Raw genomic sequence first — 15,194 nt, 5'->3', positions numbered from 1 at the left:
AACGTATGCCTGCACCGTGTGCGCAGCCGTATCCCCCAGGGACAAGAACTCCGCCCGCGTGATGCTCGTCCGGGCAGGTCTGAACCCGGCTGGTGTCGAGGGCGCAAGACCCGCTGAGGCGCCGCCTCAGCAGGCAGCCTGAGCCAGGAATCACCTTTCTCCAGGGAGGAGAGCAGTCAACAGCACGGCCGCCCCGTCGAAGCGCCCCGCCTTCAGATCGCCGAGCGCCCGCTGTGCCTCGGAGAGCGGGTAGGGGTGCGTGGTGGCCCGGACGCCGTACCGGGCCGCGACGTCCAGGAACTCCCGGCCGTTCTCCCGGGTGTTCGAGGTGACGCTGCGCAGCTCCTTCTCATAGAACAGCTCGCTCTCGTAGTGCAGCACCGGGACGTCGCTGAGATGGATGCCCGCGACCGCCAGCACCCCGCCCCGGTCCAGCGCCCGCAGCGCCACCGGTACGAGATCACCGGCCGGCGCGAACAGGATCGCGCCGTCCAGCGGCTCCGGCGGCCGGTCGTGGGAACCGCCGGCCGACGCGCAGCCGAGGTCGAGCGCGAGCCGCCGTGAGGCCTCGTCGCGGGTCAGGACGTGCACGGTGGCCCCCTGCGCCAGCGCGACCTGCGCGCACAGGTGGGCGCTGCCGCCGAACCCGTACAGCCCGAGGCGACCGCCCGGCGGCAGTGACGTCCGCAGCAGCGCCCTGTAGCCGATGATGCCCGCGCACAGCAGCGGCGCCAGCGCGACGTCGTCCACCTCCGCCGGCAGCCGGTAGGCGAAGGCGGACGGCACGCTCGTGTACTCGGCGTAGCCGCCGTCGGCGTCCCAGCCGGTGTACTCGGAACCGGGGCACAGGTTCTCGTTGCCGCGCAGGCAGTAGCGGCAGGTGCCGTCCGTGCGGCGCAGCCACGCCACTCCCACCCGGTCGCCGACCGCCCAGCCGCTCACGCCCGCGCCGATCCCGGCGACCACGCCGACCACCTCGTGCCCGGGTGTCACCCCCGCCCGGCGCACTGGCAGGTCGCCCTCGGCGACGTGCAGATCCGTACGGCACACGCCGCACGCCCGCACCTGCACCAGCAGCTCGCCAAAGCCCGGCACCGGGACCGGCCGCTCCACGAACCGCAGCGGCTCCCGCTCGATCGGCCCCGGCCGGTCCACCACCCATGCGCGCATCGACTGTCCCGTCCCATCCGCGACTGCCCCCTTCCAGTGTGGGCCGGGACGACGGCCCGCCGCGCGGCACCGCTGCCGGGCGTCCTTGCGGGCCGTGAGCTCTGTGCCACACCGCGCCGAGGGCTTCGAGGCCCCCGCTGGTCGAGTGCGTGGGGTGTACGGGTGACCACATTCCGAAGGGTGTCCAGGACACAGAAGACCTGGCTGCGGCCCCCTGGGGGAGTCCGTGGCGGTCTGGACGACCGTGCCCTGTCACGGGGAGGCCAAGACGACACCGGCGGCCACTCGGCGGCCGGCATCGTCGCCGACAGGAGGGCGAACCAGCCTGCTCCACCCCGAGCGGTACGGGCCCGTCATGCGCGACCCCCTCTCCGGGCGGACGTGGCTGCTCGCTCCCTCATTCCTCGACAAGGCATGGCCGGAAGGCCGGCCCCGGGTCCGCGTCGCCGACGGCCTCGGTATCGACGCCGCCCCGGACGCCATCGGCCTGCGGCTGCTGCTCCCCTCGGCCCGCGGCGGACACGGACAGCCCCGAACCCTGTCCATGACCTCGGCCCTGCCGCCCACCCGGGCGGCGGGGCCGGGCTGTCCACCGCAACGGTGATCACCGGTTCCGGCAGCGTCCACGGCATGCCGGATGCCCTCCACCCGTTGCCGCAGGAAAGGAGGACGTTGCACCGCAACCACCCGACAGTGCGCCGGCAACGGGACGCCGCCGGGCACGGATCAAGTGCCGCCTGCACAGGAACGGATCAGGTGCCGCCTGCACAGGAGGGGTACGTTCATCGGCCCAGGAGCAGTCCTGTCCCCGACACGTCGGCGCGGATGCCGTCCTTGTCCACCGTCACGCCCTCCAGGTGCAGGGAGCCCGCAGGTGGTTTCGGGAGCTGGAAGGCGAAGGAGAAGCGGTCGGCGATCTGGGGGCGGGTGAGCTTGGTCAGTGCGGTGAGCAGGGACAGGTCGAGGCCCAGCCGCTCGAAGAGCCTCGGATGGGCGAGCGCGGCGTCCACGAGGTTCACCCGGGTCAGGTCGTGCAGGAAGCGCGGCGCGCCGGTGAGTTGGTGGAGTCTGTCCTCGTCGTGCAGTGCGGCGCGCACCACGCTGTCGGGGACGCCGAGGCGGTGCACGATCTGAGGCACGGCCAGCATGGCCTTGACCTTCTCCGCCTGACGGGTGAGCCGGCGCGCTGAGGCGCCGGTCAGATGGAGGCCCTCGGCGGGGCCGGTGCCGGGCCGGTACGTCGCGAGGTCACCGATGTCGACCCGCATGCCGTCCACGGCGGTGGCGATGCCGCGCTCCCCGTCGAGCCGGATGCGGACGTCGGCCCGTACGCGCAGGTCGTGGCCCGCGATGTGCAGCGCGCCGCGGGCCCGCACGCGGCCGGGTCCTTGGGCGGTGAAGGCCACCTGCGAGGCGCCGAGTTCGCGGTTCATGTCGGCGAAGGACAGCAGGACCCGACCGTGCACCTGCCGAACGAGAGCGCCGCGCACCGTGGTGGGTCCGTCGCCGTCGATGCGTATGCCGTTGGCGGTGGCGGTGACCTGGGTGAGGGTGACCCGGTGGGCCGGGATGTCGGGGACGGTGACGTGGACGGAGTCCAGGCGCCGTGCGGCCAGCTGCGTGAGGAAGGGAAAGCCGCCGATCCGTACCTCGGGGGCGGCGGCCAGATGCAGCTCGTCCTTGAGCCGTTCGGAGGCCTTGTGCTCGGCGTAGAGCAGCGCCCAGCGGTCGGCCAGAGTGACGAGGCAGGCGAGCGTGAGAACCCAGGCGAGGACGCGGGCCACGGTGGGCAGGCCGGTGGCGCGGTTGCGACGGCGGCTGCCGCGCCGGTGGTTGGGCGGGGTCCAGGGCTCCTCGGCGTCGTCGTCCCGCGGGGCCGGCGTGCTGTCCTCGGTGAGGAAGCCGTCCAGCGGATGGTCTGCCAGCGAGGCCAGTTCGTCGTACGGATTGCGCCTGGGCGGAACCCTTTCGGTGAAAGGCCCGTCCGACTGAGCAGGATGATGCGTCTGTATGTGGGGGGTACGCATCGGTAGATTTGATCATATAGTCCCACCCGGGCTGCAAGTCCGACCCGAAGCAGGGCGCAAAATCCCCCACTTCACGGCCGGTACTCAACCGTTCCTAATCAGTGGGCAGGAGTGAGTCTTGGACCCATTCCTGGTCACTGCGGACATCCCGAACGGTTTTGGGTGTCCTGGTTGCCCGCGTTCGCTGCGCGTCCGGCGGCACGGATCGTGTCCGTGGTCCGGGGATGCGGGGGCGGGTCTCCTCACGCCCGAGAGCACGCTGGTCGGCCTGGACGGTCCGATGCCCCTGTTCATCACTCCGGTGAGCAGGGGGCGGTGTCGTCCGTCGCCGGATCGGGTGCCCTTGAGCGCGTCGTCCGATCGCGATGCTCGCGGCATCGTGACGGGTGGTCTTGCGGTTCTTGCTGGTGAGGGGCTTTTGCCAGTGCTGGGCGCCCCACCGGCTGGTGTAGGCCGGGTCGACGGCGATGATGCTGATGCCGGTGGCGTCGGCCATCGAGGTCAGGCGGGCGCGGAGTCTGCCGGTGGGCATGCCGGAAATCAGTTGCCGGAACCGCTTCTTACGGCCATGTTTCTCGCGGGTCTTCTCCGCACCGAAGTCCAGATCTTCGACCGCGATGGCGGCGACGCCACAGGTCTTGGCCCAGTTCAGCAGCCGGGACAGAGCATGCCGGATCTGGGCGTCACGATGAGCCGCCGATCTGCTGAGGCCGTAGGAGAAGCGGTGGGGCTGCCCGATCGGGTTGCCGTGCACGTCCAGCCGCCACGCGGCGAGGTGGTCGGCGTTGGTGTCCACACCGATCACACCGTGGGCGAGCGCGGCCTGGATCGGGATTGCCTTCGAAGGCGGGCGCTGCCAGGAAGCTGTCAGATACCAGCGTCCACGGGCCGCGTCGGTGGGGGTCCCCCCGCTCGAGCGAAGTCGAGAGTGGGGGAGGATGCGGTAGGCGACTGCCCGGTTGGCTTCGATCCGGTCGGCCCACTCGGTGCCCCGGTGCGGGAAACGCACCTTTGCGGCGAGGACGTACCGGCCATGCCTGGTGTTGGCCGGAGCGGCGAGCGGAGCGGGGAGCTTGATACTGATCTCGCCGTCGGGAGTGATACGGATCGTCTCGTTGCCGTATCTCTTCCCGGACTCGCCGTCAGCGGCGGGGAACCAGCGTTCCGCTTCCCAGCGTTCACGCCACTCAGTCTCGGTCAGTTGGGTGTTCTCCAGATGGTGCCGGTTGCGTGCGAGGCGTTTCCCGCCCCTCACCACATGCACACGCCCGGCCTCACGATCAGAGCGAACAGTGGTGAGTCGGTCTTCCAGCAGGTGCAGTCGGCGGGTCTTGGCGAACCATTCCCGCTTGCTGCGGTAGCCGCCCGGAGCCCGCTTGCTGCCCTTCTCCTCGATCGGGAGGGACAGCTGGTGCGTGATCGTCTTGATGCCCGCTTCGAGACTGTGGAGATGCGCCACCTGCCCGCGCCGGGCCAGTGCCCACTGATCATGCGACGCTTTGGTGATCGCACCGGCCCACCGCGACGACGACACCGCCGTCAGCTCACGCTTTCGCACCGACCACGTGTCGGCGGAGTGCTCCAGGCCCTGCGCGCACCGCGTCTTGAGATCCTTCGACGCGAGCGAGCCCAGATGTGCACCGACCAGACGTAACACCTTTTGGTCCCCGGGTATGAGGCCCTTGAGACGGTCGCGGATCGCCACGCCCGAAGGTCCGGGAGCGACGAACGGCGCATCGATCGTACGCAGCCCGGAGTCAGCCATGCCCGGCGGCTTCCAGCGCCTTGCGAGCGCGGCTCCTGGCCGAGCGGCAGCCGTACAAGCGAGCATAGAAGGAGGTCAGACCGCAGAGGCGATGCCGGGCTCGCCAGGGATCCGTATTCCGGAGCCACTTCCCCAGGGCACAGGTCGCACACGGCCCGTCGGAGACGACCTGGGCCGTATCCCGGGCACCTGGCCGGCTTGTTCGGGGGCCATGATCAGGCGTGCCGGAACGTCTGGCTGGCGCAGCAGAGTCACGGTCAGTGGGATGCGCGGCGGCTGTGGAGGGCGGTGGTGGCGAGGAATCCTGTTGCGGCGGCAGTAAGGAGGGCGCAGAGGGCGAGGAGAAGTGTGTTGCGGTGCATCGAGCGGCCTTTCTCACCGTGGTGATGGATGCTCTGGACAACGGTGAAAGCGCCGATTTCGATTCGTCCGCGCCGCAGGTGCAACCCGCATGGACGCGCCTGCTCGTGCTGGCGGACGACGCCGGGGCGCGGGTCAACTGGACACCGGGCGCTGCTGCTTGCCGGGAAGGAGATGACCGTTGCCACTCGATTGGCACCAGTCTGGCCGGCGATCCGGCCCCTGGTCAGGAGCAAGGTACAGAACCTCCTTCGGATGGCTGGGGCGGTGCCAGCCGGTGCGCCCGGGGCGGGCTGTCGTGTTGGCCGGTCAGGGGCCCGGCACAGTGCCCGCGTGCTGAACCGCACTTGCCCGTGACCCGCACGCACACGCACCCCCGCCCTCTCCTGCGCACTGTCCGCGCTGAAATGGCTTGCATCATCACTTGAAGACAGGCTCCGGCTGCTGATGGGATGCCGCCTCGACCCCGACGGCCCGGAGGCGTCCCGTGGTGCTCCGAACGACCTTGACGGTGAGCGCGGTTGTCACCGCGCTCCTTGCCCCCACGACCGCCCACCCCCCACGGGCCGCGCACGGCATACCCGCGCTCACCGACCGGCACGGGCGTGTGCTCACCTTGCGCGGCTGGAACGTCGAGGACAAGGCGCACCGGGGCGATGAGGCCCTGACGGCCGTCACCGAACGCCACTTTGGCGACATGCGGGCCAAGGGCTTCAACTTCGCCCGGTTACTGGTCTTCTGGGACGACCTGGAACCGCAGCGCGGCCAGTACAGCCAGAGGTATCTGCGGAAGATCGAACGCATCGTGGACTGGGCCGCTCGGCATGACGTGAAGGTGGTGATCGACGCCCATCAGGACGTCTTCGGACCCGCATTCGGCCACCGGGGCATACCCGAGTGGGCGACCAGAACCGACGGGCTGCCGTTCACCGCCCATCCGGGCGACTGGTTTGCCGAGTACTTCGAGCCCGCTGTCCAGCGCGCCTTCACCCATCTCTACCAGGACCAGGATCTGCGACGCGCTCAAGCTCGGGCGTGGCGGGTCCTCGCCGCTCGCTTCGCCCGCCACCCGGCGGTCCTCGGCTACGACCTGATCAACGAGCCGATGGGCGAGCTGCAGCAGGGGGAAGACCTGCCCACGGCCGCCCGCCGGATCGAGCGTGACCAGCTCACCCCCATGTACAACCGTCTGGCCGACTCGGTCCGTTCGGCCGACCCGGACGCCTGGGTGTTCGTCGAACCCACCCCGATCGTGGGCGAGGGCGAACCGACCGGCCTCGGGCGCATCGACGACCCGAAGGTGGTGTACGCGCCGCACTTCTACAACGCCGCCATGGAGGCGGGTGCCGACTACGACCCCGGGGCGGGCTGGATCGAGGCCTACGAGCAGGCCGTCACCGAGTATCCGAAGCAGTACAAGGTCCCGGTCGTGGTGGGGGAGTGGGGCCCGCTCGACAGCTCCCTGCCGAACATGAACCGGTTCTACCGCGACGCGATGGCCTCGCTCGGCCGCTACAGCTCCGGCTGGGCGGGCTATACCTGGTGCTACGGCGGCGGGTACTGCGCCCTCGACGCCTCGGGCGCCTTCCGGACCAACAAAGAGCTGACCGCCGAACCGTACGCGCAGACCGTGGCAGGAACGGTCCGCTCCGCCGCCTACAACCCCGCCGACGCCACATACCGGCTGGCCTACAGCGCGGCCCGGCACGGCTCCCGGCTGACAGAACTGTCCCTGCCCCAGGGCCCCTGGCAGATCACGGTCGGCGGCAGTGCGGTCGTGCTGCGCAGGTCAGCAGGCAGGGCGTGGGTGCTGGCAGCCCCGGGCGGCGAGGTGCACGTCACCGTCAGGCACGGCTGAATGCCCGGTCGACCGGCCTCGGGCCCGGCTGCAGGGCATTGCGGGCCTTTTTGATCTTGTCCCGGTCCCTGGCGGCATGATCGGCTCGGTTGGCAGCATGCCCGGACCACGGAGCACCTTCACCGACGAGGAGACCCGCACCGTGTCGACGACGTGGCCGGCCGAGCCGTAGCCCTCTGCCGAGCTGGGGCATGGCCCACCGCCTCCATCCGGACCGCGAGAGCGGCCGCCGGCAGGTGGACCGCCTCCACGGTGCCCTCGACAGTTGGGATGCCGTGCCCACGGCCCGGGGCGCCACGGATGCCTTCCGGGTCGGCGAGTACCAGATCTCTACCCGCTGACCGGCTCACTCCGTAGGCCCGCGCCCCACATGCCTCCGGCCCCCTCGACTCTGGCGTCGAGGGGGCCGGTGCGTTGGTAGCGGGGACAGGATTTGAACCTGCGACCTCTGGGTTATGAGCCCAGCGAGCTACCGAGCTGCTCCACCCCGCGTCGGTGCACCCAGCTTACGTCATGCGCCGGGCGGGGATGTCACGGACACGGGCCGGGCAGGAGGTGCGGGCGAGGCGCCTACAGGGAACTCGAAGGCTGCCTCGACAGCGCACCACCACAACGCACCAGGCCGGAACCCAGCAGATTCCCCTCGGACGTCCCCGAGTTCCTGGGTGCGCATCCACAGCCGTCCATGTCCTGCTGGGGTCCCAGGGCCGGTTCAGTTCGGCGTGCTATCCACGGGGCCAACTGTGAAATGAATCTCGCCCGGTACCGGGTCGATTACCGCAACACGGTCTCGGTCCGTCGAGGGACGTCGTCGTCGGCGGTGCCGGGTTCGGTGCCGCCGGGGCGGCGCTGTTGATCGCCTGGGGTTTGGCCCACGGCGGCGTGCCGGTCAGCCGAGTGGATTCGGGCGGGTCTGCTTCGCGGTCTCTTGCGGGTTCATCTTGCCGGGTTCGTGCAGATCGGGGTTCTGTTTCTGTTTCAGCCGACCGATACGGATCCAGCGCCCCTGTCAGCGTGGCCTTCGCCAATGCGGTGCGCGGGCATGCGTCTGTCTGGCCGGATGGCGGGCTTTGTTGCCCTTGCCATCCGGCCAGATGCGGGACGTGCCGCGGTCAGGCGTCAGTCGTTGCCGTTACCGTTGTCGCTACCGTTGCCGCTCCCGTCGTTGTCGTTACCGTTGTCGCTGCCGTTGCCGCTCCCGTCGTTGTCGTTCCCGTTGCGGGAGCCGTTGTCGTCGCCGGTGTTGTGGTTGCCGTTGCGGCTGCCGTTGTCGTCGCCGGTGTTGTGGCTGCCGTTGTGGCTGCCGTTGTCGTCGCCTTCGTTGTGGTTGCCGTTGTGGGAGCCGTTGCGGCTGCCGGTGTTGTGGTTGCCGTTGTGGGAGCCGTTGCGGCTGCCGGTGTTGTGGTTGCCGTTGTGGCTGCCGTTGTCGTCGCCTTCGTTGCGGTTGCCGTTGTGGGAGCCGTTGTCGTTGCCCTCGTTGTCGTTGCCGTTGTGGGAGCCGTTGTTGCTGCCGGTGTTGTGGTTGCCGTTGTGGGAACCGTTGTTATTGCCCTTGTTGCCGTTGCCGTTGCCGCTGCCGTTGCCGTCGCCAGCGACGACCATGTGCGGCGCCGCCGCATGCTCGGCGGCGAAGGCGGTGGTGGACAGCGAGGCACCTCCCGCGGCCAGGACGGCGGAGACGGCGATCATCACAAGGCGACGGGTATTGGAGGTGTGAGCCATGAGAATTCTCCTTGATGAGAAATGGTGAACGATTGAGGAATTTCCCCGTCCATGCCCGAGGGGAATTCCTGGGCGGGACGTAAAGGTCCCGCAATCGCACCGCCGGGTTTCTTTTCCGGTCGGTGCTGCCGGATTTCTTTTCCTCTGTGAACCGGTGCCTCAATTAACCCCCGGACAGGGCAGTCGGGTCACGTCCCGGGATTACGTGACACGCAAAGTCGGGACTTGACACCCGCGGCGAGGGTTGTTCCATCCCGGCACGCGGGGGCCGTCCGCGGCCCGACCGCCGGTCGGGCCGGCAGGCAGAGAGGGGCGCCCCGGGCCGGCGGCCGGGCAGCTGACGCTGCCCCGGTCCTGGTCGTCGGGGGGCCGCTCGGGTTGTCCCTCGCGGCTGGTTCGGATGGGCAGTCACCCGCGCCCCGAACGGCGGCAGGCTCCCGCCGGGGGATTCGGTGTTCTGCGGCCGCGGCCGGGGGATGGCCGCTCACATGCGGCGGCCGTGCCACGACGCCGGAGGCGTCAGACCACCGTCAGCAGGGCGGAGCCTGGTGCCGGACGGCGGGGGCGGGTGTCACGGGGCCTGGCCGCACGGGGCCGCCGTGCCGGCTGAGGCGGCGGGGCGGCCGTGGGCAGCTGGAGGCAGCTGGAGGCAGCTGGAGGTGTTCCTGGGCGGGCGCCGAGCGGCGCCGGGCCGGACCGGCCTTGCAGAGGGGGCAAAGGTGTGCCGCGTGCTCGTGGCGGGCCGGCCGGGCCTGGAGGCCGTCGCCGCGTTGCCCATCGGTCGGCTTGCCGCCCCCGCCTCAAGGGGGCCGGCCGATGTGACGTCGCAGGGCGGGTACCGGCTGCGGGCCGGGGGCGGTGTGGTGGCGCCCCCCTGTGGGCTGCCGAGGAAGGGGCGCGGCAGCGACGGCGGGTTTTTGCGCTGTCCCGGCTGCCACCGCCCGCCTGGCATGCCCTGTACATCCGTGATGCGGCGTACAGCGGGCTTGCTTGACGTGCTGGTTCTCGGCGCAGGAGTTGTCCGCAGGGCGACGCAGCAGCGGTCCGCAGGGCCCGGTATTTATCGGGTGCCGGCTTCCGTGCCTTTCGACCGGGTCGCACCGTCCAGGAAAAGCGAACAGTCTTCCTTCCTCTCGTCGGCTTTCCCTTTTTTCTTTTCCGGGGCGTCCTGCGCTCGCACGTCTCGTGCCCGTCGTTGTGTGATGCCGGCTGCTGCCACCGCGCCGACGGCCGCAAGCGCGCTCATTCCCGCTGGTGCGTTCGCTGTCGAGCAGCACGCGCCGGCGGCCTTGACGGTGCTGTCCGGCACGAGCGGCGTCGGTCACCACGACCGAGGCCACGGCGGCTGAAGAGCCCTCACCGTGGCGGTGACGCCCACGGCAACAACAGCGGCAACGGCAATGCGGGCGGCGCCCCTGGTGTCGGCGCACACATGAACGTGCCCAGTCGCGTACGGATGTACGTGCCCAGCGGCGGGAGTGGCCAGGCACTCCTTGACCTGAAGCATGATTGAGGTTCTAGCGTGTCGCCTACTTGATCATCTAATGACGGGAAGACACGCCCATGATCCTCGTGACCGGAGCCACCGGAAACATAGGCAGTGCCCTGCTGAAGGAGCTGCACGCGCGCGGTGCCCGGCCGCTGAGGGGGTTCACCCGTGATGCCGCACGGGCCGTCTTCCCCGATGGGGTCGAGGCCGTGGAGGGCGACTTCGTAGAGCCGGCGTCGTTGAAGCCCGCGCTTCAAGGGGTGCGCTCGCTGTTTCTTGTGTCACGTCTGGGCTCAGACGCCGACATACTCGAAGCCGCCCGGCAGGCGGGCGTGGAGCATGTCGTGTTGGTGTCGTCCATCACCGCCCAGACCCACCCGCACCTCGGCCCCGCCGGCGAGAACCTGGCGGTGGAGCAACTGCTCAAGGCAAGCGGCATGGCCTGGACGATCCTGCGGCCGACGCAGTTCGCCTCGAACGCCCTGATGTGGGCGGCTTCCATCCGGGGCCACGAGACCGTCCGCGCGCCGTACGCCGAGACCGCGCTGCCGACCATCCATCCTGCGGACATCGCGTCGGTGGCACGGGTGGCCCTGACCGAGCCCGGCCACCAGGGACGCACGTATGCCTTGACCGGTCCAGAGCCGGTGACCGCCCGGCAACAGGTCGAGGCCATCGCGGCAGCACTGGGTCGGGAGGTTCCCTTCGCCGAAATCAGCCGCCAGCAGGCCCACGCACAGATGACCGCGGTCTTCGGCGCCGAGGCCGCGGACGCGGTGCTCGACGTCACGGGCGGGGACGTGAACGACGAGCTGCTGATGGTGCGCGACACGGTTGCACGGATCACTGGAACGCCCGCCCGCCCGTTCCGGCAGTGGGCTTCGGAGAACGCCAACGCCTTCCGTTGAACTGCCTGGGCCTGAGCACGTTCATCCGTACTCAGGTGCGCACTTTCACGAGTACGCCGACACCTGGCAGCCCGGCCCGGCCCCGCATGGGGCGTGGGCGTGCCGGGCACCAGGTGCCGGACGGCCACGCCCGTGTGCGCTGCACGGGCTTGAGACCGCGTCGAGCGCAGCGGCCGTCCTGGCCTGCCCGGTCCGCGTTTGCCCGGTCGGCGCCGTCGGGCGCCGAGTGGGACTGACCGGCCGTCCCTGCGGCGGCTGGGCCAGGGGGATGAGGTCTGCGGCAGCCATGCGAACCTGCGCGCGGCGCTGGAAGAACGCGGCGTCGGCTACGCCCTCGCGGTGGCCTGCGCAACCGAAATGACCACCGGTGCAGGCACGTTCCGCGCCGATGCCCTGGTGAAGAAGGTGCCGAAGAGGGCCTGGCAGGACCTTTCGGGAGGGGACAGCGGTTCTGCGACTGGGCCGTCATCGCCCTCTGTGAACAGGCACCGGGCTGCCACCAGCTGCTGATCGGCTGCAACACGACCGGTGAACTCGCCTGCTGCCGCTGCCATGTCACCGTGCCGGCGTCCCTGGCCGCCGCGGTCGCAGCCGCTGGCTCCCGGTGGCGGGTGGAGGAGATCTTCCAGGCCGGGAAGGGCCTGGCCGGATTCGACGAGCACCAGGTCCGCCGCTTCCACTCCTGGGCCCGCTGGGTCGCCCTCGCGGTGCTCGCCCACGCCTTCCTCTCGGTCGTCCGCGCCGGCGAACACGCATACCGCCCCATGCCGGACGACCTGATCCCGCTGGCCTGCAAGGAGATCCAGCACCTTGTTCGTCAGTATTGCTGTTCGGCCCCTTCCCGGTCCGGCCCACCGGCTCGGCTGGTCCGACTGGCGACGCCGCCATCAGGCACGATGGGGAAGCAGTCGTTACCGCCGGCAAGCCGCACTCCGGACCTGAAGATCACGAACTGTCGGCTGGAGTGCTAACCCGCGGTGGTCTTGCCCGTGTTGTTGCCGTCATTGCTGCCGTTGTCGTTGCCGGTGTCGCCGTTGCCGTTGCCGCTGCCGTTGCCGGTGTTGTTGCCGTTGGTGTTGTCGATCACTGTGACGGTGATGCCCCCGCCCTTTCCGTCACTGGAAGCTGTGGTTGGTGCCGTGCCCGACTGACTGCAGCTGATGTTCTGGACGCCGTTGAAGGTGTTGTCGTGTCCCACCTGCCCTGCAGGCAAGCAGACGAGAACGATCGACGGGCTGCCGAGGAGCGAGAGCAGCCCCCCGTCACCTTGAGCCTGGGAGCTGCCGGCAGTGCACAGGAACAATGCCGTCGCAGCGGTGCTGATCGTGGCAAGCCTCTTGGGCAACTTCATTCGGCCGAACCTTCCGTTGGTATCAGGGAACTTGAGCCTCGGGCGACAGGATGCCGAGACAGCCGCCCTTGACACTCGTTTGGCGCGCTGGTGCATTCGTGATTCGCTCGCTCGGCCCAGGACTCTGCGGAGATTTTCTGCTTTGTTCCAGCACGGCCGCTGGTGCAGATCGCACCAGGGCAGCCATCGCTTCCTGACGTCCGGGTTCACAGCAGCTGCTCGGTGAGCGTGTGATCCGTTGCTCTTGAGCGCAGACCCCCTGCTTTAGCCGGGGGTTAGCTCATCCTTGTAGTGGAGCCGCATAGCGGCGGGGTTCACTGCGTTGTCAGTGGCCTGGGCTAGGTTGATCAGGTCAGGTGGAGGGGGTGTTTTCATGCTGTCTGGTCGGAGGTACCGGCTTGAGCTGACAGCCGTGCAGGCCGGTCTGTGCCGGGAGTTCGCGGATGTCTGTCGGGCGGTGTGGAACACCGCTCTGGAGCAGCGGCGGGAGTACCGGCGCCGGGGCGCGTGGATGAACTACGTGCCGCAGGCTGCGGAGCTGGCCGAGGCCAAGCGTGAGCACGCGTGGCTGAGGGCCGCGCCGTCGCACATCCTCCAGCAGACTCTGCGCGATCTGGATGGGGCGTGCCGTGAGCATGGCACGTTCAGGGTCCGCTGGCGTTCGAAGGCGCGTTGGTCGCCGTCGTTTAGGTTCCCGATGGGCAAACTCGTTGAGGTGGAACGTCTCGGCCGCAAGTGGGGTCGGGTGAAGCTGCCCAAGCTGGGATGGGTCCGCTTTCGCTGGTCCCGTCCCCTCGGCGGCGAGGTCCGTTCCGCAACCGTGACCCGTAAGGGCGGACGCTGGTTCGTGTCGTTCCTCGTGAACGACGGCGTCCTCGCCCCGGAGCGGCACGCGATGCCGGATACGGCGGTGGGGATCGACCGCGGGGTGAAGACTTGCGCGGTCACCAGCGAGGGCGACTTCCACGACCGGCCGTTCATCACTGATGGCGAGGCCGTCCGCTACCGGCGGCTCCAGCACAAGCTCGCCCGCAGCCAGCGCGGCAGCGCCAACCGGGCCAAGACCATCGCGGCCATGGGACGGATCATGTCCCGGGTCACCGACAGGCGAACGGACTTCTGCGCGCAGTCCGCCGCCCGGATCGTGGCAAAGAACGCCCTGGTCGTCCTGGAAGACCTCAAGACGAAGAACATGTCCGCCTCCGCGGCCGGCACGCTTGCCCAGCCGGGCCGCCGGGTCGCACAGAAGCGCGGTCTGAACCGGGCCATCCTCGACAAGGGATGGCACCGCCTCGAACTCGCCCTCTTGGGCGCGGCCCGCTACACGGGCACGCGCGTGGTGAAGGTCAATCCCGCCTACACGTCGCAGCGGTGTTCCGCCTGCGGCTTCGTCACCGAGAACAACCGCGAGAGCCAAGCGGTCTTCCAGTGCAAAGCCGCAGGCTGTGGACACCGCGAGCATGCCGACGTGAACGCGGCGAAGAACATCAAACACGCGGCAGGACATGCCGTGTCAGCCTGTGGAGACCTCGGCACCAGCCAGTCCGCGAAGCCGGAACCGTTAAGCCGGGCGACCAGCCGAACCCCCTCATGGGGCAATCCACGTCCCTCAGGACGTGGAGGACGTCAATCTTTGTTGTCTGTTTCATTTAGCTTGGCTGTCACGCCAGTTGAGGGTGGATGCGTGGGTGAGGCGCCGGTTTATGGGGTCGGTCATCGCGCCGTGAATCATGGCTTCCAAGCGGTGGGGGATGGGTTTCGTCGTCGCGGGCGAGCCGGCGGTAGTGCATCAGCCGGCCGGAGGTCCGCTCCGCGGCCCGGCGCCCAGAGATCACCTCGAATCCTTTGAAGCCCGGGTCGGGTTGTAGGACTGCGACGTGGATGCCGAGGCGGGCGCCGTGGTCGATGGCCCTTTGTCCGATGACCGGTTCGGCCCACGCCTTGGTCATACGAGGGTTCGCGGCGGCGATGTGACAGAGCAAGTGGATGCCGCCGGTGGTCGCAGACGTCGGCGCGATACCCCGCACGATCGGCAGCAGGCCGAGGGTGTCGACGCCGAGGTGGCGCCTGCGGTCTGCGATTTTCCTACCGGCGTCGATGACTTGGCCGGTCGTGGGGACGTGGGTGGAGGTCGTGATGTTCCGGGCGCCCAGCACGCAGGCGCCCGGTCCGGCATCCCGGCCCTCGGCCTCGAGCACCCGTCGACGCAGCAGGCCGTTGAGGTGGCCGAAAATCCCTTCCTGCTGCCAGGCGGCGACGTATCCGTACACCGTCGCCCCGGGGAGCGAAACCGTGTGGCTGGCAGCGCCACGGGGTGCCGGTGCGGTCGGCGCAGAGGACGGCGTCCATGATGCGGCAAAGGGTCGTGCTCGGGCGGACGGCTGATGTCCAGGGCCCAGGGCCTTGCCTGTTCGTTCTGTCCGACACGCTGTGAGCGTGGGTTCCGGCAGCTCTCCGTGCGCGTCGGACAGGTCGGTGGATACGGACGGTGTCGCGTCATGTTTCGGCAGTAATGACCGAGACGGACTGACGCACGATGCCCGC

Annotated in this window: 9 protein-coding genes, 1 tRNA gene and 4 pseudogenes; 7 read left to right on the top strand and 7 right to left on the bottom strand. The window is 69.4% G+C overall.

Going from position 1 to position 15,194, the window contains the following annotated elements; all coding sequences use genetic code 11:
* Window positions 1-142: pseudogene (locus ABZ471_RS36275) on the top strand (RNA-guided endonuclease TnpB family protein); the annotation flags it as partial.
* An 8-nt stretch (window positions 143-150) separates the two neighbouring features.
* Here the strand turns inward: ABZ471_RS36275 and ABZ471_RS36270 are convergent.
* A complete protein-coding gene (locus tag ABZ471_RS36270) occupies window positions 151-1,170 on the bottom strand; it encodes a zinc-binding alcohol dehydrogenase family protein (RefSeq protein ID WP_359072607.1) in 1,020 nt (339 codons plus the stop codon).
* A gap of 355 nt (window positions 1,171-1,525) precedes the next feature.
* Here ABZ471_RS36270 and ABZ471_RS36265 point away from each other — a divergent pair, with 355 nt between their 5' ends.
* Entirely contained in the window at window positions 1,526-1,774 is a 249-nt protein-coding gene (locus ABZ471_RS36265) for a hypothetical protein (protein ID WP_359072605.1), read from the top strand.
* 178 nt (window positions 1,775-1,952) lie between these two features.
* On the opposite strand, the gene ABZ471_RS36260 is transcribed toward ABZ471_RS36265, so the two are convergent.
* Both ABZ471_RS36260 and ABZ471_RS36255 read right to left on the bottom strand, forming a co-directional pair.
* Complete coding sequence (locus ABZ471_RS36260) at window positions 1,953-3,197, bottom strand: DUF2993 domain-containing protein (RefSeq protein ID WP_359072603.1); 1,245 nt, start codon at window positions 3,195-3,197, stop codon at window positions 1,953-1,955.
* A 94-nt stretch (window positions 3,198-3,291) separates the two neighbouring features.
* Window positions 3,292-4,962, bottom strand: a complete 1,671-nt coding sequence (locus ABZ471_RS36255; RefSeq protein ID WP_359072602.1) for an IS200/IS605 family accessory protein TnpB-related protein — start codon at window positions 4,960-4,962, stop codon at window positions 3,292-3,294.
* Window positions 4,963-5,833: 871 nt separating this feature from the next.
* On the opposite strand from ABZ471_RS36255, the gene ABZ471_RS36250 reads away from it, so the two are divergent.
* Together ABZ471_RS36250 and ABZ471_RS36245 are read left to right on the top strand one after the other, a co-directional pair.
* Window positions 5,834-7,180: a cellulase family glycosylhydrolase gene (locus tag ABZ471_RS36250; protein WP_359072600.1), complete on the top strand. Its 1,347-nt coding sequence runs from the start codon at window positions 5,834-5,836 to the stop codon at window positions 7,178-7,180.
* Between the two features lie 191 nt (window positions 7,181-7,371).
* Complete coding sequence (locus tag ABZ471_RS36245; protein WP_359072599.1) at window positions 7,372-7,521, top strand: hypothetical protein; 150 nt, start codon at window positions 7,372-7,374, stop codon at window positions 7,519-7,521.
* 74 nt (window positions 7,522-7,595) lie between these two features.
* Here the strand turns inward: ABZ471_RS36245 and ABZ471_RS36240 are convergent.
* Both ABZ471_RS36240 and ABZ471_RS36235 read right to left on the bottom strand, forming a co-directional pair.
* A tRNA-Met gene (locus ABZ471_RS36240) sits at window positions 7,596-7,672 on the bottom strand.
* Window positions 7,673-8,299: 627 nt separating this feature from the next.
* Complete coding sequence (locus ABZ471_RS36235; protein WP_359072597.1) at window positions 8,300-8,902, bottom strand: hypothetical protein; 603 nt, start codon at window positions 8,900-8,902, stop codon at window positions 8,300-8,302.
* A 1,563-nt stretch (window positions 8,903-10,465) separates the two neighbouring features.
* Between ABZ471_RS36235 and ABZ471_RS36230 the strand changes: the two genes are divergently transcribed.
* Both ABZ471_RS36230 and ABZ471_RS36225 read left to right on the top strand, forming a co-directional pair.
* Entirely contained in the window at window positions 10,466-11,299 is an 834-nt protein-coding gene (locus tag ABZ471_RS36230) for an NAD(P)H-binding protein (protein ID WP_359072596.1), read from the top strand.
* Between the two features lie 264 nt (window positions 11,300-11,563).
* A pseudogene (locus ABZ471_RS36225) lies at window positions 11,564-12,241 on the top strand (IS701 family transposase); the annotation flags it as partial.
* A gap of 25 nt (window positions 12,242-12,266) precedes the next feature.
* Here ABZ471_RS36225 and ABZ471_RS36220 read toward each other — a convergent pair.
* Window positions 12,267-12,650 (bottom strand): hypothetical protein, encoded by a 384-nt coding sequence (locus ABZ471_RS36220; RefSeq protein WP_359072594.1) that lies wholly within the window; start codon window positions 12,648-12,650, stop codon window positions 12,267-12,269.
* Between the two features lie 373 nt (window positions 12,651-13,023).
* Here ABZ471_RS36220 and ABZ471_RS36215 point away from each other — a divergent pair.
* Window positions 13,024-14,133, top strand: a pseudogene (locus ABZ471_RS36215) (transposase); the annotation flags it as partial.
* Window positions 14,134-14,295: 162 nt separating this feature from the next.
* On the opposite strand, the pseudogene ABZ471_RS36210 reads toward ABZ471_RS36215, so the two are convergent.
* A pseudogene (locus ABZ471_RS36210) lies at window positions 14,296-15,150 on the bottom strand (transposase).
* Window positions 15,151-15,194 lie beyond the last annotated feature (44 nt).

Origin of the sequence: Streptomyces sp. NPDC005728, from assembly GCF_040630895.1 — a bacterium.
GTDB lineage: Bacteria > Actinomycetota > Actinomycetes > Streptomycetales > Streptomycetaceae > Streptomyces.
This window is presented reverse-complemented; position numbering and strand designations above follow the sequence as displayed.

Coding starts and splice junctions, on each gene's coding strand:
- ABZ471_RS36270 (WP_359072607.1), bottom strand. CDS start 1,170: ATGCGCGCATGGGTGGTGGACCGGCCGGGGCCGATCGAGCGGGAGCCG.
- ABZ471_RS36265 (WP_359072605.1), top strand. CDS start 1,526: ATGCGCGACCCCCTCTCCGGGCGGACGTGGCTGCTCGCTCCCTCATTC.
- ABZ471_RS36260 (WP_359072603.1), bottom strand. CDS start 3,197: ATGCGTACCCCCCACATACAGACGCATCATCCTGCTCAGTCGGACGGG.
- ABZ471_RS36255 (WP_359072602.1), bottom strand. CDS start 4,962: ATGGCTGACTCCGGGCTGCGTACGATCGATGCGCCGTTCGTCGCTCCC.
- ABZ471_RS36245 (WP_359072599.1), top strand. CDS start 7,372: ATGGCCCACCGCCTCCATCCGGACCGCGAGAGCGGCCGCCGGCAGGTG.
- ABZ471_RS36235 (WP_359072597.1), bottom strand. CDS start 8,902: ATGGCTCACACCTCCAATACCCGTCGCCTTGTGATGATCGCCGTCTCC.
- ABZ471_RS36230 (WP_359072596.1), top strand. CDS start 10,466: ATGATCCTCGTGACCGGAGCCACCGGAAACATAGGCAGTGCCCTGCTG.
- ABZ471_RS36220 (WP_359072594.1), bottom strand. CDS start 12,650: ATGAAGTTGCCCAAGAGGCTTGCCACGATCAGCACCGCTGCGACGGCA.